Annotated in this window: 7 protein-coding genes; 1 reads left to right on the top strand and 6 read right to left on the bottom strand. The window is 72.5% G+C overall.

From position 1 onward, the window contains the following. The first annotated feature begins 16 nt into the window (after nt 1-16). A complete protein-coding gene (locus tag MTE01_RS13715) occupies nt 17-241 on the top strand; it encodes a hypothetical protein (RefSeq protein WP_141378070.1) in 225 nt (74 codons plus the stop codon). A gap of 121 nt (nt 242-362) precedes the next feature. Here the strand turns inward: MTE01_RS13715 and MTE01_RS13710 are convergent, their stop codons facing one another. The 6 genes from MTE01_RS13710 to MTE01_RS13685 all read right to left on the bottom strand — a co-directional run bounded on the left by MTE01_RS13710 (nt 363) and on the right by MTE01_RS13685 (nt 19,790). After that, the gene (locus tag MTE01_RS13710) at nt 363-1,631 is read right to left on the bottom strand and encodes a glycosyltransferase (RefSeq protein ID WP_141378069.1); all 1,269 of its coding nucleotides are present in this window, start codon (nt 1,629-1,631) and stop codon (nt 363-365) included. Between the two features lie 4 nt (nt 1,632-1,635). Next, nucleotides 1,636-2,892: a glycosyltransferase gene (locus MTE01_RS13705; RefSeq protein ID WP_174799700.1), complete on the bottom strand. Its 1,257-nt coding sequence runs from the start codon at nt 2,890-2,892 to the stop codon at nt 1,636-1,638. A gap of 301 nt (nt 2,893-3,193) precedes the next feature. Continuing rightward, nucleotides 3,194-5,365, bottom strand: coding sequence for an ABC transporter ATP-binding protein (locus tag MTE01_RS13700; RefSeq protein WP_246078313.1), 2,172 nt, complete (start codon nt 5,363-5,365; stop codon nt 3,194-3,196). Further along, the gene (locus MTE01_RS13695) at nt 5,362-7,089 is read right to left on the bottom strand and encodes an ABC transporter ATP-binding protein (RefSeq protein ID WP_103208579.1); all 1,728 of its coding nucleotides are present in this window, start codon (nt 7,087-7,089) and stop codon (nt 5,362-5,364) included. Before MTE01_RS13695 ends, MTE01_RS13700 begins: the two co-directional genes overlap by 4 nt. Nucleotides 7,090-7,248: 159 nt before the next feature. Continuing rightward, the gene (locus MTE01_RS13690) at nt 7,249-13,392 is read right to left on the bottom strand and encodes a non-ribosomal peptide synthetase (RefSeq protein ID WP_141378068.1); all 6,144 of its coding nucleotides are present in this window, start codon (nt 13,390-13,392) and stop codon (nt 7,249-7,251) included. Beyond that, a complete protein-coding gene (locus MTE01_RS13685; protein ID WP_141378067.1) occupies nt 13,389-19,790 on the bottom strand; it encodes a non-ribosomal peptide synthetase in 6,402 nt (2,133 codons plus the stop codon). The genes MTE01_RS13690 and MTE01_RS13685 overlap by 4 nt, the downstream gene beginning before the upstream one ends. Between the last annotated feature and the right edge of the window lies 1 nt (nt 19,791).

Below are 19,791 nucleotides of genomic sequence, written 5' to 3'. Positions count from 1 at the left end.
CCGTAGCTTTTCTGCCATGGCTTACTTCATCGCTCTCGGCATCCTGTCCCTCGCCGGCATCGTCGGAACCGTGTGGCTCATCCGCACCGACGGATACGGACGCATCCCCACCGACCCTCGACGCGCGGCACCGCGGGAGCCCCGCGAGAAACAGACGGAGGCTCCGCGCGAGACGCGGCGAGCGGCGAGTCCCGATGTCCCTCGCACCGTCACCAGCCCCATCGTCGTGCAGACGCCGTGACGGCCCTGCCGCGTGCGCGACGGCGGGCGCGGCAAGAGGCCTCACCCCCGGATGCCGGCATCCCGACGCGGCACGAACCCTCGGCCGTCGCACCCCGGCTTCCGTGGAACCGGGAGCCGGGTCATCGCCCTGCGGCGACCGCGCGGGCGTACACGTCGACCATCGCGGCCGTGCGGGAGGACTGGCGGAACCGCTCGGCGACCGAGGGATCCGGCGCGACCGGAGTGCCCGCGGCGATGTCGGTTGCGGCATGGCGGAGAGCCTGCGCGAGCGCCGGGACCGTGGCATCCGCGACGGCCCAGATCCCCGACCCCAGCTCGGCCGCGATGTCCGGGTCGCTCACCACGGCGGGGGTTCCGAGCGAGGCCGCTTCGAACACCGTCATGCCCTGCGTCTCGAATCCGATCGAGGTCTGCACGACGGCATCCGCGTCGGCGAGGCGACGCAGCGTCTCGGCATAGGGCAGGCGCCCCGCGAAGATCACCGACGCCGTCGGCGACGACCGCTCGATCAGACGTCGCGCGGCGCGAAGCTGGGCCCCGCCGCCGACGATCTCGACCTCGGCATCGATGCCCGAGGCCACGACCGCCTCGAGGAACGGCAACAGGCGCTTCTCGGGGCTCATGCGCCCGAGCCAGATGAACCGCGGGCGGCCGGGTCGACGCTCCGAGGCCTCAGCGCCGAGCGCGGCGTCGAGTACGTCGTCGTCGATACCGTTCCAGATCACGTCGACCGCATCGGCGACGCCGTGGTTCTCGAGGCGGCCGGCGAAGTGGCTCGAGGGTGCCGTGACCGCTCGAGAGAGACGGGCCAGCTGGCGCAGGAACGCCCAGCCGTCGGCAGGACCGGCGGCCGCAGACCTCGCGATCGCGCGCCGATCTCGGGGCGACGCCCCCGAACGCTCCGCGTTCGGTGCACTGCCGTGGAGGGGGGCACCGCTCGGCAGCACCTTCCTCGCCCAGGCGTTCAGCGCGCGCAGCACGAGCCCGGGGAACGGCGCCGTCGCCTCGATCCCCACGTCGACGCGGTTGTGCATGGTGTGAACCACGGGCAGGCCGTGGCGCGCGGCGTAGCGGTGGCCGATGAACGCACCCCAGAAGTCGGCCTGCACGTGTACGACGTCGACCGGGAGTCGCGCGCCCATCTCGGCATCCAGGAATCTGTCCGTCCGAACACCCGGCCAGCTCAGCGCGTACTCGCGGTCGGGGGTGATCGGGATCGACGGGAGGTCGAGGTACGCCGCATCGTCGCGTGCCGGCCGGTGCAGGCGCGGCGCCACCACCGTGACGACATGGCCCGCGCGCTCGAGGAAACGTTTCTGCAGACGCATCGACACCTGCGCGCCGCCGAGCGACTCGAGGTGCTGGTCGGCGAACATCACGACGTGCACGGGGCTACTCCGGCAGGGGGCGACCGCGGTAGAGCGCCTCGAAGGTGTCGAGCGTGCGATTGATGTCGTGCACGGCGACCGCGTCGAGGGAGGCCTGCTGCATGCGCGTGCGCTCCTCGGGAGAGGCGGTGAGCACATCGGTCAGGCGTGCGGCGAGCTCGTCGGCGTTTCCCGGCTCGAAGAGGTAGCCGTTCTCGCCGTCGTGCACGAGATGGGGAAGCGCCACCGCGTTCGCGGCGACGATCGGCAGACCGGATGCCATGGCCTCCATCGTGGCGATCGACTGCAGCTCCGCGATCGAAGCGATGGCGAAGACGCTGGCGCGCGAGTACAGCGTGCGGAGGTCTTCTTCGGAGGCGTGTCCGTGGAACGTGACGCGTGAGGAGACCCCGAGCTGCTGCGCGAGGGTTTCGAGCTTCGCTCGCTGGTCGCCTCCGCCGACGATGTCGAAGGTGACATCGAGGGCGGGGTCGAGCTGCGACAGCGCCGTGAGCACGACGTCGATGTGCTTCTCGGTCGTGAGACGCCCCACGAACAGGAGGCGATTCGCGTCGCGCGGCGTGAGGTCGGGCCGGTAGTTGGAGCGGTCGATGCCGCACGAGATGGGGATGACGCCCGAGATGTCGATCGTCGACTCGAGGAAGTCGGCCGCCTTGCGGGTGGGGGTCGTGACGGCGCGCGTCATCTTGAACGTGCGCTCGGCATCGGCCCACGCCAGCTTCACGAAGAGGCGGTCGAGCGCGTCGGGCAGGGTCGTGAAATCGAGGATGTTCTCGGCCATCACGTGGTTCGTCGCGATCACCGGGATGCCGCGCTTGCGCGCCTCGCGAGCGAGACCGCGACCGATGATGATGTGCGACTGGATGTGCACGACATCGGGCTTGATCTCGTCGAGCAGGATGCGGGCGTAGTGCTTCGCGCGCCACGGGAACACGAAGGTGAGCCAGTCGTGCGGCAGGAAACGGTGGGAAGGCAGCCGGTGCACCGTCATCGGCTGGTCTTCGATGACCTCGGTGCCGGTGCCGACGGTGCCGTGTTGCGCGCTGGGGGCCGCGACGTGCACCTCGTGTGCGCGGGCGACGAGACCCGCCGCAAGACGTTCGGCGAAGCGCGCGGCGCCGTTGACGTGCGGGAGGAACGTGTCGGCGCCGATGAGGATCCGCAGCGGTCGGTCGGGGGTCGACGGCACATCGGGCGCGGCCGGGGATTCGGTCGTGGCGTCGGGCACGGAAGGATCGGCGGGCGTCGCAGGAGTGGTCACGAGGGGTGAGGCCTATCTATGCGGCGGTCGTAGCGAGGGCAAGGTGCAAGCGCCCGTCCACTGTACCCGAGCGGGTTTTGCGGCCCTGGGGCGCCGCACAGGTGTCGCCGAGGCTCCCCGGGCACCTACCCGCACGGGCGGGTGCGGCGGCCCGGCGACGGCTCGGGGCGCAACCGAGGGTTCGGGCCGAGCACGGTTCGCCGCGATGCGCCGAATCCGCCCCCACCCGAGCGGAAGCCCCGCGCGACGAAGCCCGCGCGGTGCGGGACCGAGCGGGCTTCGCGGGTGACGCGAGGCGGCGTTACTCGCCGGGTCGCGAACCGGGCGCAGGGACGCCCTGTGCCGGACGCGGCGGACCGTCGGTGCCCGCGGCGGCGGGAACCTCGGATGCCGCGGCCGCCATCGCCGACACGACCACGGCGTCGTCCGTAGCAGGAGCGTGCCGCGGGTCGCCCTCGCGCTGCGCCTCGACCGAGGCCGGGTCGAGGTCGGTCGAAGCCTGCTCGAACTGCGAGCGGTACAGGCGGTAGTACGCGCCCTCGACCGTGATGAGTTCGTCGTGCGTGCCCTTCTCGACGATGTCGCCGTGCTCCATCACCAGGATGAGGTCCGCATCGCGGATGGTCGACAGGCGGTGCGCGATGACGAACGACGTCCGGCCCTCGCGGAGAGCGGCCATCGCCTGCTGCAGCAACAGCTCGGTGCGCGTGTCGACCGACGAGGTCGCTTCGTCGAGGATCAGCACCGACGGGCGGGCCACGAAGGCGCGCGCGATGGTGATGAGCTGCTTCTCGCCCGCCGAGACGTTGGCGGCATCCTCGTCGAGCACGGTGTCGTACCCCTCGGGAAGAGAGTGCACGAATTGGTCGACGCGGGTCGCCACGGCGGCTTCGACGATCTCGTCGTCGGTCGCGCTCTCGCGGCCGTAACGGATGTTGTCGCGGATCGAGCCGGCGAACAGCCACGGATCCTGCAGCACCATGCCCGTGCGCGAGCGGACGTCGTCTCGCCGGAGCTCGGCGATGTCCTGTCCATCGAGGAGGATGCGCCCGCCGTCGAGCTCGTAGAACCGCATGATGAGGTTCACGAGGGTGGTCTTGCCGGCACCGGTCGGGCCGACGATCGCCACGGTCTGTCCGGGCTCGACGCGGAACGACAGGTCGGTGATCAGCGGCTGCTCGGGCGTGTACGAGAACCGGACGTTCTGGAACTCGATGACTCCGCGCCCATCGACCTGGGCCGGGGCGTCTGCGGCATCCGGGTCTTGCTCCTCCGCGTCGAGCAGCGCGAAGACCCGCTCGGCCGAGGCGGTGCCCGACTGCACGACCGCGGCCATGCCGCCCAACTGCGACAGCGGCTGCGTGAACTGCTGCGAGTACTGGATGAAGGCCTGCACGTCGCCGAGGCGGATCTGCCCACCGGCCACCATGAGTCCACCGAGCACGGCGATGCAGACGTAGGTGAGGTTTCCGACGAACATCATGCCGGGCATGATCATGCCCGAGAGGAACTGGGCCTTGAAGCTCGCCTGGAACAGTTCCTCGTTCTCGGCCTCGAACTTCTCGCGGGCGTCCTTCTCTCGCCCGTAGACCTTGACGAGGGCGTGACCCGAGAACGATTCCTCGACGCGGGCGTTGAGGCGACCGACCTTCTTCCACTGCTCGCCGAACGCCTTCTGCGACTTCGGTCCGATGACGCCGAAGATGACCGCCATGAGGGGGAGCGACACAAGAGCGACGAGCGCGAGCTGCCACGAGATCGTGAACATCATGATGAGCACGCCCACCACGGTCAGCACCGAGGTCAGGGCGCTCGAGAGCGACTGCTGCATCGTCTGGGTGATGTTGTCGATGTCGTTGGTGACGCGGGAGATGAGTTCGCCGCGCTGGACCTTGTCGAAGTACGACAGCGGCAGGCGGTTGATCTTCGCCTCGACGTCTTCGCGCAGACGCCACATCGTGCGCACCATGATGACGTTGATCACGTAGCCCTGGATCCACGACAGCAGCGACGAGCCGACGTAGATCGCGAGCACCGTCACGATCACGAGGCGGAGCGCGTCGAAGTCGACCCCGGCGCCCACCGAGAAGTTGCTCATCGCACCGACGATGTTGGCGATGTCGTTCTGACCGGCCGACCGCAATGCCGCGACGACCTCGGCCTGCGAGGTTCCGGCGGGGAACTGCTGAGCGAGACCCTTCGAGACGACCCCCTCGAAGATGATGTTCGTCGCATCGCCCAGGACGCGCGGGGCCAAGACGGCCAGCACGACGCCGAGAGCACCGAGGATCGAGACGAAGACGAAGGCCGCGGCATACGGCCGCAGGAGCCCGATGAGGCGACGGAAGCTGGGGCCGAAGTCCGACGCCTTGCCGGGTGCGACGCTGTCCCAGCTGCCGGAGTTCAGCCGCGCCTGCTCGGCGAGCTCGGCCTCGGCGCGCTCTTCTTCGGTGAGGGTGTCGGGAGTGCTCATGCCTCGACCCCCAGCTGCGACTCGACGATCTCGCGGTAGGTGGCGCTCGTGGCCAGCAGCTCGTCGTGTGTGCCGAGGCCGGCCATGCGACCGTCTTCGAGCACGACGATGCGGTCGGCGCCCGTGATGGTCGACACGCGCTGCGCGACGACGATCTTGGTCACCTCCGGCAGCTCTTTCCAGAGCGCTTGTCGCAATCGCGCGTCGGTGCTGAGGTCGAGCGCCGAGAACGAGTCGTCGAAGACCAGCACCGCGGGGCGGTGCACGATGGCCCGCGCGATCGCCAGGCGCTGGCGCTGACCGCCCGACACGTTCGTGCCGCCCTGTGCGATGCGCCCCTCGAGCCGGCCCTCCATCGCCTCGACGAAGTCCCGCCCCTGAGCGATCTCGAGGGCGTGCCAGAGCTCGTCGTCGGTGGCGTCCTCACGCCCGAACCGCAGGTTCGATGCGACCGTGCCGCTGAAGAGGAACGGCCGTTGCGGGACGAGCCCGATGCTCTTCCACAGCACATCGAGGTCGGCCTCGCGGACATCCACGCCGCCGACGCGCACGGCACCCGACGTGACGTCGAACAGACGGGGGATGAGCGAGACGAGCGTCGTCTTTCCCGCGCCGGTGGAGCCGACGATGGCGACGGTCTCACCGGGTCGAGCCGCGAAGCTGATCCCCGAGACCACCGGTGACTCGGCGCCCGGATAGGCGAACGCGACGTCGTCGAACACGATCGCGCCCGGTTCGGGCAGGCGCTCGACCGGGTCGGCCGGACGCTCGAGCGTCGACCGGCTGTCGAGCACTTCGCCGATGCGCTCGGCCGAGACGGCGGCGCGCGGGATCATCACGGTCATGAAGCTCGCCATGAGCACGCCGCCCAGGATCTGCGCCACGTATTGGATGAAGGCGAACAGCGTTCCGATCTCGACCCCACCGGCGTCGACCTGGATACCGCCGAACCAGATGACGCCGACCACCGTGACGTTGAGGACCAGCATCGCCAGGGGAAAAAGCAGCACGAAGAGGGAGCCGACCTTGCGGCCGACGACCAGGATGTCGGTGTTGGCCTCGCGGAAGCGCTCTTCTTCGATGCGCTCGCGGACGAACGCCCGCACGACGCGCACGCCGGTGAGCTGCTCGCGCATGACGCGGTTCACGCCGTCGAGCTTGGTCTGATAGCTGCGGAACAGCGGCACCATGCGCGCGATGATCAGCCCGGCCGCCACGAGCAGCGTGGGCACCGCGACGGCGATCAGCCAGCTGAGGCCGACGTCTTGCTGCAGGGCCATGACGATGCCGCCGATCGCGAGCAACGGGGCGCTGACCAGCATGGTCGCGCCCATCATCGCGAGCATCTGCACCTGCTGGACGTCGTTGGTGTTGCGGGTGATGAGGGAGCCCGCGCCGAAGTGCGACAGCTCGCGCTCGGAGAACCCGCTCACGCGTTCGAACACGTCGAGGCGGATGTCGCGGCCCGCGGCCATCGCCGCCCGTGCGGCGAAGTACGTCGCGATGACGGACGCCACGATCTGGCCCAGCGAGATCACGAGCATGAGCCCGCCCTGCGTCCAGATGAAGCCGGTGTCACCGCGGGCGACGCCGAGGTTGATGATGTCGGCGTTCAGGCGCGGGAGGTAGAGCGTCGCGATCGCGGACGCGGCCTGGAAGACGAGGATCGCGACGAGCAGCCAGCGATAGCGCGAAAGATAGCGGACGAGGAGTTTGCCGAGCACGAAGCCCTCCGAGGAGATCGACGCGGTCGCGATGACCGCTGGTCTCAGCCTGGCACCGACCTCCGACATCGGCCACCCCGAGCCGAGACGGGCTCGCTCCTCGCGGTGCGGACCGGACCCGGCATCCCCGAACGTGTACCGGAGGAGAACGAATCGCCGTCAGCGGATGCCCTCGATCCATCGGGCGACCATCCCGCCGAAGACCTCCCAGTTGGCCGCGCGGCCGAGACCACCGTGGTCGAGATCGACCGGCTCGATGCGAAGCCGACCGTCGATGCGCGACCGCCAATCGGCGTCGCGGCGGGCCGCCGTCTCGGCGGTGACCCCCTGCGTCGCCGCCACCAGCAGCGTGTCGGCGCGCGCCGAGGCGGTGACCGCGGGAATCGACAGCCGGAGGTGACGCTCGAACGTCGACACGAGCCTCTCCCGCGCTTCGCCGTCGAGATCGGCGAGGACCGGGTCGTCGGCCATGCTCCGCACGAAACCCGCGACCTGCTCGTCGACGGGGGCCCCGAGCTCGTCGTCCGCGCCGTCGGCGTACGCGTCGAGCAGGACGACGGATGCCACCTCGTCGCCGAGTCGCGCGGCGATCTCGTGCGCGAGCTGCCCCCCGAACGACCAGCCGAGCAGGTGATACGGGCCGTGGGGCCGGACTTCGCGGATGCGCGCGATCTGATCGTCGACGATCGCATCGACCGAGGTGAGCTCAGGGCCGCCCGACAGCGCCGGGTCCTGCAGCGCGAAGACCGCGAAAGCCGGGTCGAGGTGGCGACACAGACCCGCGTACGCCCACCCGAGCCCGCCGGCGGGCTGCAGGCAGAAGACGGCGGGGCCGTCGGCGTCGCGCAGGCGGAGGACGGGGGCGAACATCGTCTCGCTGCGCTCGCCCGCCGCCGCGCGCGCGAGACCCGCCACGGTCGGCGCCCCGTACAGGTCGCGCACGCTCAGGTCGAGGCCCGACGACGTCCGCAGCCGCGAGACGACCCGCACGGCGAGCAGCGAATGGCCCCCGCGCAGGAAGAAGTCGTCGTCGCGGCCCACCTCGTCGACGCCGAGCACCTCGGCCATCGCCTCGGCGACGAGGTACTCGACATCGCCGATCGGGCGCTGCCGCTCCACCGACTCGCGCACGGGCTCGGGCAGGGCGCGCACATCGAGCTTTCCGTTGACCGTCAGCGGCAGCTCGTCGACGACGGTCACCGTGGCCGGCACGAGATAGTCGGGCAGCTGCGACCGCAGGGCGGCGGTGACGTCGGCGGTCCGCAGCGGCGAGACGTCGGCCACGACATAGGCCGCGAGCTCGGTTCCCCGGGGGCCTCGCAGCGGCACGACGGCGGCGCGACGGATGCCGTCGAGGGCGACGAGGGCCGACGAGACCTCGGCGGGCTCCACGCGGTGACCGCGGATCTTGACCTGGTCGTCGCTGCGTCCGAGGTAGCTGATGAGGCCGTCGCCACCGACCATCGCGAGGTCGCCCGTGCGGTACATACGCTCTCCCGGCATCCCGAACGGATCGGCGACGAACCGCTCGGCGGTGAGGTCGCTGCGTCCGAGGTAGCCGCGGGCGAGGCCCACCCCCGAGAGGTAGAGCTCCCCCGCGACCCCGGGCCGCGCGGGGCGGAGCGCATCGTCGAGAACTCGCGCGACGGTTGCGGTGATGGGTCGACCGATCGTCGAGGTGGGGCGTTCCTCGACATCGGCGCCGAGGGCGTTGATCGTGTATTCGGTCGGGCCGTAGAGGTTGTAGCCGTGGACACCGGGCGCGTCGCGCAGCGCCCGCCAGAGGTCGTCGGGCACCGCCTCTCCCCCCAGCGACACGAAGACCACACCCGGGCCGTCGGCGGTCGGGTCGGTGCAGCGCGGGCGGGCGAGGAGCCCCTCGTCGACGAGGATGCGGCCGTAGCTCGGCGTCACATCGAAGCCGTCGATGCGGTGGTCGTCGAAGTAGGCCAGCAGCGCGCGCGGATCGCGCCGCATGTCGTCGTCGATGACGTGCACGCTGTGCCCTTCGAGCAGCCAGAGCAGCTGCTCCCACGAGGCGTCGAACGCGAACGACGTGGTGTGCGCGATCGCCAGGCGCCGGCCGCCCGCCGCCGTCACGACGGGCGTGAAGATCTCGACGCGATGATTCACGAACATGTTCGTCAGTCCCCGGTACGGCACGGCCACACCCTTGGGCCGACCCGTCGACCCCGACGTGAAGATGACATAGGCGAGGGCATCGAGGGATCGACGGGGCTCGACGAACGATCCGTCTCCCGACGCATCGGGCGACAGCACGGGGATGCCGGCCGGAACGGCGGCGGAGAGCACGTCGTCGCTGACGACGACCGCCGGCGCCGCCTCACGGAGGATGTCGGCGACGCGGGTGGCGGGCAGGGTGGGGTCGACGGGGACGTACGCCGCGTGCACGGCGAAGACGGCGAACAGCGCGACGATCATGCGCGCATCGCGCGGCAGATAGAGCGCCACGCGCGACTCCGGCCCGATCCCGCGCTCCTGGAGGGCGGTCGCGAGCTGCGTCGCCCGGTGCACCAGGTCGGAGAAGGTCCAGCGAACCGGGCCGGCCACGACGGCGAGACCGTCGGGATCGACGCGGGCGCGTCGCACGAGCAGTTCCCAGACCGTCGCGTCGAGCAGTGCCGCGTCGTCGCCGCTCGGGGTCGCCCCGACGAGCGCACCCGCCCCGGCCTCACCCGGGTCGCCGACGTCGAGCGCGGCGAGCGCGCCGGTGTGCGCGGCGATGCCCTCGAGCGCCCGCACGAAGGCGGCGACGATCCGGTCGGTCGAACGAAGGCCCTCGTCGTCGGGCCAGGCGCCGGGGCGCGTCATGACGCGCACGCGCGCGCCGGCGCCCTCACCGCCGGGGTTCACCACGACGGTGACCGGGTAGTGGGTGGCGTCGCGGACGGTCTGCGCGCGCTGGCGCAGGCCGCCGTCGGGGCCGAGCGCCTCGGTCGACGGCGTGACGGGGATGTTCTGGAACACGAACAGGGTGTCGAACAGTTCGCGATGCCCCGAACTCGCGAGGATCTCCGGCAGGGGCACCTCGGGGTGGGCCAGCATCACGCGGCGGAACCGGGTGAGATCGTCGAGGTGACCCTGCAGGTCGCCGCCGGGGCGGACCCGCACGCGGACCGGAACGGTGTTGAAGAGCAACCCGAGCAGGTCGTCGATGCCGGGGATCTCGGGGGGCCGCCCCGAGGTCACGGTGCCGAACGCGACGTCGCTACGGCCCGTCTCGTGCCGCAGCGCCAGGGCCCACGCGAGCTCGTACACCGCGCTGAGCGGCGCCCGCGCGGCGGTGCCGGCCTGCCGCAGCCGTGCCGTCAGGGTGGGGTCGAGGGTCAGGACGCGTTCGAGGGAACGCCCGTCGTCGCCGCGGTCCCGGACCGACGCGGAGGGGGCGACGAGGGTCGGCGCCTCGATGCCCCCGAGTGCGCCGCCCCACGCCGCGCGTGCCGCCTCCCGGTCGCGAGTAGCGAGCCACGAGACGTACCTCGCGTACGGCGGCCCGCAGCGTTCGACGGCCGAGCCGTGCCGGGTGTACTCGTCGAGGATGCCGCGGAGGAACCGCCAGATCGACCAGCCGTCGAGGATCGCGTGCTCGACGGTGAGCACCCACGTGTGCTGCGAGCCGTCCGGCGTGCTCAGCAGCCCGAACCGCAGAAGCGGCCCCTCGCCGTCGAACCCGCGCCGGCGCTGGTCCTCGAGGAAGCGCTCGCGGTCATCGCCCACGCGCACATCCCATTCGATGCGCGGCGACCGCGGCACGATCAGCACCGTGCGCTCGCCGACGCGCCGGAAGTGGCCCGCCACGTGGGGATGCTGCGCGATCATCCGCGCGGCGGCCGCGCGGAGCGCCGGGATGTCGAGCGTTCCGACCAGGTCGGTGACGGTCTGCGACAGGTAGACATCGGTATCGCCGGAGAGGTCGCGATGAAACAGCAGGCCCTCCTGCAGGGCCGTCGCCGGGTGCACCGCTCGGAGCGATCCGGCCGTGCGCTCGAGGTCGCGGATCGCCGCGGTCCCGATTCCCGCCGTGTCGAGCACGCGCGTGTCGGCGGGGCGCACGATCGCGGTGAGTGTGCTCACCCCGGCGCCGGGGGTGACGCGGCGGGCGATGGCCGCCGCGATCTCCGCGGCATCCCGATGCCCCGACACCGTCACCCGCCACCGGTCGGCGACCAGGCTCGCGGTCACGGTGACACGGTCCGAGACGGGAGCGACGGGCCGATCGGACACGTGGATGTCGACCAGCACGTCGGCGTTCACGAGACCGTCGAAGACCCCCGGTGTGTGCGGACTCGCCTCGCCGGCGATCTCGTAGTCGCGCGCAGCCTCCGCGGTCGGCTCGACGATGGTGCCGTCGCCTCGAAGGAAGACGGGGAAGGCGCGACGCCGCACACCGACGGCGGAGGCCTGAGCGGGGTCATCGCGGTCGGGCTCACCGACCATCGCGACGGCGGGTCCGGCGCAGAGGTCGCCGAGGCCCGACAACACGGCGGTGCGCAGGGCGGTCGTGGTGGTGGGCGGCGCGGGCAGCTCGGCGTGCGCCGACACCCCGGGGTCGAGGGCGGCCCACGACGGATCGACGGCCGACGCGGGAACCGACTCGATCACGTCGAGCCAGGCCTCGGCCGCGTCGACGATCCCGAGGTCTTCTCCCCGGCGGGTGCGGGCCTCGACGTATTCGGCGGCATCGCGGATGCCGAGCGCCGAGCCCGTCGAGAGCGCAGCCAGCAGCGCGGGCCAGGACTCTTCGTCGATCGCTTCCGACGCCGCCGCGAGAAGGATGCCGTCGGGTCCGGCCGATGCGGCGACCGGCCGCCCGGCCACCGTATCGGGATCGCGGGGTTCATCCGTGATCGCGGCCGCATCGAGCACCTCGTCGAGGGTGAGCGGGACGAACTCGTCGCCGCTCCGACGGGTGCCGATCGCGTCGCTCGAGGCATAGACACCCACCAGCGCCGCGGCGGCCCGGTGCCGGGGCAGGGCCATGCGCCGCTCGGTGACCGCGGTGCCCCGCGGCCGTAGCGCGGGGCGGGGACCGGTCGTCCGACTCAGCGCGAGGCCGTCGACGGGCGCGGCGGCATCGCCGGTGAGGGCGACGAGCGCGAGAACGACCGACTCCAGCAGGGCGGACGTCGTCTCGGGGCGGAAGATCTCGGCGCGCGAGACGACGTCGACCACGAGGCCGTCGTCGCCCTCGCCGATCGCGAAGGTGAGGTCGAATTTCGCCGAAGGCTCGGCGTCGTGGCGCACCTCGGCGGAGACGTCCCCGAGCCCGACCCGGCGGGTGCGGCGGTCGACCTCCGCGATCATGACCTGGAACAGAGGGTGGACGCCCGCGGCGCGGGCGGGAGCGACCTCGGCGACGAGCTCGTCGAACGGCACGGCCCGGCGCTCCCACGCGTCGAGCGCGCACGAACGCACGCGGCCGATCACCTCGCCGACGGTCGTCGTACCGGTGAGATCGGTGAGACCGACGACGGTGTTCAGGAACAGACCGACCCCCTCCGCGTCGGAACCCTCCCGCAGATCGGCGGCCATGCCGAGCGGGATGCGGTCGCCCGCTCCCCTCGATCGCAGGACGAGAGCGACGGCCGCGTGCAGGAGCATGAGCCGGGATGCCGCGACCCGGCCCGACAGGTCGGTGAGCGCCCGCGAGACCCACGCGGGCAAAGGACGCTCCTCACGATTGGCGACCGAGCTCGGCGCGGGGCTGCGCGGCCGGTCGAGGGGCAGCGGGACGGCGCTCGGCATGTCGGCGAACAGCGGCCCGAGCCCGTTCGCCGACGCGCTCGGCGGCTCGGCGTCGGACGCGGGGCCTGCCGGCCAGGTGGGCGCACCGCCCGCGAGCCGTTGCGTGTAGGCGTGCTCGAGGTCGTCGAGGATCGTGGGGATCGACTGCCCGTCAGCCGCCACGTGATGGATGACGATCACGACGTGCTCGGCGTACACGGCCGCGGCGGCGGGGACCTCGCGACGGGGGTCGGGAGTGAAGGGCAACCGCCCGTCCCATGTTTCGCCCGACCGATCGCGGACGGGGACCTCGGCGGCATCCCTTACGCTCTCGGTCCAGCCGCCGTCGATCTTCTCGAAGGCGGTACGCAGACTCGCGTGGCGTTCCACGACGTCGCGGAACGCCGCGGCGAAGACCGAGACGTCGACGCGCCCGTCGACGATCCGCAGGACGAGGGGCATCGCGTACGCGTCCGGCGAGTCCTCGAACTCGGCGAGGAAGAGCATGCGCTCCCGCGCGCCCTGCACCCGGACCGTCTCGATCACGTTCTCGCTCATGCTCTTCCTTCTCCTGCACGTACTGCATCTGCACGCACGGCATCCGCCCCCGCCGTGCCCGTGCGCGCCACGTCACAGACCTCGGCGGCGAGACGACGCGCTCCCTGCTCCGCATCGGCGGGCAGCGCCATGCGGTGGACGACGAGACGCGGCGCACCGTCCGCGATCTCGACGGCGACGAGCCTGCCCTGCGCCAGGTCGACGCCGTCGCCGGGCGGGACGCGATCGACCTGGAACGCCCGCCACAGCCGCGCGCGGCTCCGGTCGAGGCGCACGCGCAACTCGGGTCGTGTCGCGACCACCGAGGTGAGCGCGCGGCGGGCGGCCTCGGCCTCCACGGTCTGCAGAGGCACGGAGACCGTCATCGTGTCGACGTCGAGACCGTCGGTGCGAGCGGCGGCGAGCGACGGCGGCAGCGGAACGGGTCGCGCGGTCACGCTTTCGGTCGGCGGGGCGCACCGCGCCGCCAGTCCCTCGACGGTGCGGGTCTCGAAGAGATCGACGACCGACACCGGGATGCCACGGCGCTGAGCCGCGGTGACGACGGCGATCGCCGAGATGCTGTCGCCCCCGAGGGCGAAGAAATCGGCATCGGCCGGTACCGTCGAGGCTCCGAGCGCCGCGGCGAACGCCGCGGCCAGCGCGACTTCGGTCGTCCCCGCGGGCGCTCGACCACCGACGGCCGCGGGGGCGCGGTCGAGCTGCGGCAGCGCCGCGCGGTCGAGCTTCCCGTGCGGGGTGAGGGGGAGGCCGGCCACCGCCGTGAGGCGCGCCGGGACCAGAGCGGCCGGGACGACACCGCCCGCGTGTGCGCGCACCGCCTCGGGGGTCGCCGTCCCCACGTACACGGCGACCAACGTGCTCCCGACGACGAACGCCGCAGCCGCCTCGACGCCGGGCGCCGACACCAGCGCCGCCTCGACGTCGCCGAGCTCGATCCGCTGACCGCCGACCTTGACCTGCTGGTCGCGCCGGCCGAGGTAGTCGATCGCGCCGTCGGGTCGCTGACGCACGCGGTCGCCGGTGTCGTACATGCGCGCGCCGGCGGCGAACGGATCGGCGACGAACCGCTCGGCGGTCAGCGAGGGCCGGTTCGCGTACCCGCGAGCGAGCTGCACGCCGCACAGATAGAGGTCGCCCACCGCACCCGGCACGACCGGCTGGAGCGTGGCATCCAGGATGCGGCACGCCACCCCGACCAGGGGCAGCCCGATGCCGATCGGTCGGTCGACCGTGACATCGAGTGCGGCAGTGACGTCGACGGCCGCCTCGGTCGGGCCGTACAGGTTGTCGACGCGCACGCCGGGCAGCAGCTCGGCAAGCCCGCGCAGGTGGTGCGCGGTCAGCGCCTCGCCGCTGCAGACGATCACGCGGAGGCTCCGCGCCACGGCGGCGGCCGTCTCGCGCGCACCCGACAGGTGCTCGAGGAACGCGGCCAGCACCGACGGCACGAAGTGCACGACGCTGGCGCGCTCCGCCACGATCGCGGTGGCGATCGCGGCCGGATCGCGGTGCGCATCGGGCGGGGCGACCGCCTGACGGACGCCCACGACGGCCGGGAGGAACAGCTCCCAGACCGACACGTCGAACGTGAAGGGGGTCTTGTAGAGGATGACGTCGTCGGGCCCGATCCCGTGCAGGCCGGGGGCCGCCAGCAGACGGTTCACGATCGCGCGATGACTGACGACGACGCCCTTGGGTCGTCCGGTCGAGCCCGAGGTGAACAACACATAGGCGGCGTCGTCGGGTCTCGGCGCGAGCGGCGGGGCGGTGGGAGCGGCGCGGTCGGGGACCGCCTCGAGCACGAGGTGGGCGCCCGCGTCGGCGACGACGGCCTCGCGTCGCGCGGCCGGCCACGCGGGGTCGATGGGCACGTAGGCCGCGCCCGCGAGCACGATGCCGTGCACGAGGTCCACCTGGGCGGATCCGCGCACCGCGCACACACCGACCACCGACCCCGGGCCGATCCCCCGGGCCGCGAGCGTTCCCGCGATGCGGCGGGCCTCGTCGGAGACGCCTCGCGCGATGAGGTCGACGAGCGTGCGGTCGCGCCCGGCGTCGATCGCCCGCCCTCCTTCGAGAAGCGCCGGCGACACGGTGTCGACCGCGTCGACGCCCTCCAGGGCCGCGCGCACCTGGCGGAGGAAGCGCTCGGCCTCGTCGCCGGCGAGGGCATCCGTCGCGTATTCGAGCTCGACGGCGAGATCGTCACCGACCTCGGCGACGGTGATCGTCGCGTCGAACTTCGCCGTGCCCGTCGAGATCGGCATCCGCGACCCCTCGACCCCGCCCAGCTCGAGCCGGTCGAGACGCCGGGACTGGTGCACGACCATGATGCGCGGGGCGGCCCGGTCGCGCAGCTCCGGCGCCGCGGCCACCAGGTCGGCGACGTCGGCGCGTGTGTCGAGCGCAGCGACGATCTGCGGCCGCAGGTCGGTGCCACGCCGCGCGGCGAAGAGGGTCGTGGTGATGTGGCATCCCACGATCCCGTCGTCGGGCGTCGTGCGCGCCACCGGCGATGCGATGAGCAGATCCGCAGGACCGCCGAGCCGCTCGACCGCCGTGGCGACCGCGCGGACGGCGAGTTCGAAGACGGTCCCCCCGCGCGCGCGATCGCGGACGGCCGCCGCCGACGTCCCCGTCAGCACGCAGGCCCGGGTCGCCCCGGCGCGACCGAAGCCGGCGGTGGTGACGGACCATCCCGGCACGTCGGCGCGGTCCGGCAGCGGGGTGAGACGTGCCAACGCCTCGGCGGCGCTCTCGCCGCTCGGCTCCTCGACCACGGCGTCGACCTCGGCCCAGACCGGGACGGTGCCCGCGCAGCGGGCGCGCATGGACTCCGACAGCGTCTGCAGGAGCACGGGCTCGGACGCCTCGTCGACGGCGCTGTGATGCAGGGCGATGACCAGCAGCCAGCCATCGTCGCGCGGGCTCAGACCGACACGGATCGGGATCGCGGATGCCAGGTCGAACGGCCGGCGAAGAAAAGCGTCGACGTCTACCACGTCTTCGACCCCGGGGTGCGCTCGGGGGTCGTCTGCAGCGAGCCGGTCGGCGACCAGGGCATCGGGCCCGGGCGACAGCAGCGTCCGCAGCGCCGGATGCCGCCGCGTCGTGTCGGCCAGCGCCCCGCGCAGCGCCGAACGGTCGGGCTCGCGGGGGAAGAGGAAGGCCAGGGGGACGGTGTAGGTCGCCGAGGTCGTGTCGAGCTGCGATGCGAGCCACATGCGCCGCTGTCCCGGGGTCGCCGGGAGGCGAGCCGCCCGGTCGGCGGCACCGGTCGCGCGCGGGCGAGCTGCCGCGGCGTCGGCGTTCTCGACGAACCGGGTGAGCTCCGCGACCGTGGGGTGGTCGAACACCGCCCGCGTCGGCACGGTGCGCTGTGCGGCGCGCGACAGCCGGTTCGCCAGCCGCACCGCGGCGAGCGAGTCACCGCCGAGGGTGAAGAACCCGGTGTCGGGGCCGATCTGAGCCGGGTCGACTCCGAGCACCGCGGCCATCTGCTCGGCGACGGGCCGCTGGGCGGCATCGAGGGCACCCGGGCTGACCGCCTGCGAAACCGGCTCGGGGAGAGCGGCGCGGTCGACCTTGCCGTTCGCCGTCGTCGGCAGCGCGTCGAGTGCCGTCACCCACGCGGGCACCATGTGCCGGGGCAGGGTGGCGATCGCGCGCTCCCTGGCCGACACCTCGACGCGCTCCGGCGCGGCGCCCGCCTTGGGCACGACGTAGGCGTGCACGCGCGCTCCGCGCACGACGACGACGCAGGCGCGAACGCCCGGCGCTGCCGCGATCGCCCTCTCGATCTCCTCGAGTTCGACGCGCATGCCGCCGATCTTGACCTGGTTGTCGGTGCGTCCGAGGAATTCCAGTTCGTCGCGGTTCCACCGCGCGCGGTCGCCCGTGCGGTACAGCCGCGGCGTGGATGCCGGGTCGCGGGGATCGTGGAAAGGGTTCGCGACGAAACGCGACGCCGTCAGCGCGGGGGCGTTCACGTAGCCGCGGCCCAGGAGGTCGCCGGCCACGTAGAGCTCGCCGCCCATCCCCGCCGGGACGGGGCGCAGGGCGCGATCGAGCACGTACAACCGGCATCCGGGGTTCGGCCGGCCGATCGAGGTCGTGCTGCGCACGCCGTCTCCGCGGTAGACGATGTGCGAGACGCCGATCGTCGCCTCGGCGGGGCCGTAGCCGTGGTACATCGTGGCGTGCGGCAGGTGCCGGCGGAATCTGGCGAACAGCTCGGGGGTGAGCAGCTCGCCGCCGCACCACACGTGCCGCAGGCCCTCGAGGCGCGGGGCCGTCGTCAGCGCATCGCTGTCGAGCAGCGCGTCGAGCATCGAGGCGACGAGGTACGTGAAGGTGACACCGTGCTGCGAGATCAGCTGCAGCAGCCGCTCGGGCTCACGCTCCTCCCCGTCGCGCGCGACGACGACGGTGCCGCCCGAGCAGAGCGGGAGGAGCACCTCGTTGATCGAGATATCGAACGACAGCGGCGCCTTGAACAGGCTCGCATCGTCGGCGCCGAACCCCAGCACGCGCTCGATCTGCCACCGCATGCGGCTCGCGATGGCGCCATGGCGGATCATCGCCCCCTTCGGGGTGCCGGTGGAGCCCGACGTGAAGATCACGTACGCGAGCGACTCGGGGTCGCGCGGCACGAGGTCGGCGGCGGGCTCGATCTGCGCGAGATCGACCGCGTGCGTGCGGAGACCGGTCGGCTCGCCGGCTCCGGGTCCGACGAGCACGGCCCGCGCCCCCGCGTCGGCGACGACGCTCGCGCGGCGCCGGTGCGGCCACGCGGGGTCGAGCGGCACGAACGCCGCCCCCGAGAGGAGGATGCCGAGGATCGCCGCGACCATCTCGGCGCTGCGGTGCATGTCGATGGCGAAGATCGTCTCGGGGGCCGCGCCGAAGTCGTCGCGCAGAGTCCGCGCGATGCGCGTCGCCGCCCCCAGCAGCGTGCGGTAGTCGATGTGACGGTCACCGTCGGCGACGGCGACCGCCGACGGCGCGTTCCGCGCCCGCGCGAAGACCATGTCGACGACGTCCGCGTCCGACAGGCAGCGCCCCGTGTCGTTGCGCGTGGCCAGCAGGAGCGCGCGCTCGGGCTCGTCGACGATCCGGTGCGCACTCAACGCCCGGTCGGGAGCGGCGACGGCGGATGCCAGGAACGCGGCGAGCCCGGAGGCATGGGCCGCGAGCTCGAGATCGTCGGCCCGGCCGCGCACGACGAGCCGCAGAGCGCGGCGAGCGATCTCGCCCTCCGCCACGATGTCGAGGTCGGTCGAGGGCCCCACCCAGGTCGACCGCGCGATGCCGTCGCCCGGGTCGGGGCCGAGCATGACGTTGATTCCCGGCACGACGAGCGTGGGGCTGCCGAAGCGGGTGCGCAGAGCGTCGGCGACGGCACCGGGGTCGGCTCCCAGGTGCGGGCGCTGCGCGCTCAGCGCCTCGTCGAACGATCGCAGGTACGCCTCGATCGTCGCGTCGCCGTCGGCGGCCGGCTGCAGGGGCACGACGGCCGAGCGCATCTCGACGACGTGCGGGTCGCCGGGGGCCGCGACGGCCAGGCGCACCGCGTGCGCCCCCGGTCCGCGCACCGTCGCCGTGTACGCCGCGATGAGTCCCGCCACCGTGCGACCGACGCTCAACCCGCACCGGTCGGCGAGACCGGGGAGCGAATCGACCAGGTCGGGGTCGAGCTCGACGGCGATGCTCCGGATGCCGCGTGCCGGGCGCTCGATCAGGCTCTCGGCGCGGCTCACCGCGGCGACCACCGCCTCCGCGTCCGACCGAGGCGTGTCCGCCGGACGCGCCCCCGACCTACCGGCATCCCCCGCCCGAAGCGACTCGGGCGCCTCCGCGGATCTCGACGCCGGGGGTGCGGCATCCGGATCTCGGAGAACCGCGAGTACTCGACGCGTCAACTCGCGAATCGATCGGCCGTCGACGAGCACGTGGTGGTACGCCTGCGCCCACACGTACCCGTCCGGGACGATGAGGATCTCGTGGCGGTGGAGAAGTCGTCCCGCGCCGAGAGCGACCTCGACGCGCAAGCCGTCGACGCGGGCGGCGACCGCCGCATCGGGCTGGTTCTCGCCGCGCAGGTCGACCACGGCGGGCGCCTCGAACGGGTCGCACGCGACCCATCGCGGCTCGTCGCCGTCGGCGACGACCGTTCGCGACAGCCGCGGTTCCCCGCGCAGCACACGGGCGACCGCCTGAGCGAGACGACCGGGGTCGTGCGCCGAGGAGAAGCGCGTCGTCCACCCGAGGTGGAAGTCGGTGGCGCTGTCGGGATCGACCTCCGATGCCACCCACACGGCGCGCTGCGCGGGGGTCAGGGCGACGGCGTCGTCGGGTCGATCGAGGGAGGGGCGCGCGGGGGCGTCGACGGTCACG

Source organism: Microbacterium testaceum (assembly GCF_006539145.1).
Lineage (GTDB): Bacteria > Actinomycetota > Actinomycetes > Actinomycetales > Microbacteriaceae > Microbacterium > Microbacterium testaceum.
This window is presented reverse-complemented; position numbering and strand designations above follow the sequence as displayed.

Bases quoted from the DNA above. Each gene is read 5' to 3' on its own strand.
- MTE01_RS13700 (WP_246078313.1), bottom strand. From the start codon at position 5,365: ATGAGCACTCCCGACACCCTCACCGAAGAAGAGCGCGCCGAGGCCGAG.
- MTE01_RS13715 (WP_141378070.1), top strand. From the start codon at position 17: ATGGCTTACTTCATCGCTCTCGGCATCCTGTCCCTCGCCGGCATCGTC.
- MTE01_RS13690 (WP_141378068.1), bottom strand. From the start codon at position 13,392: ATGAGCGAGAACGTGATCGAGACGGTCCGGGTGCAGGGCGCGCGGGAG.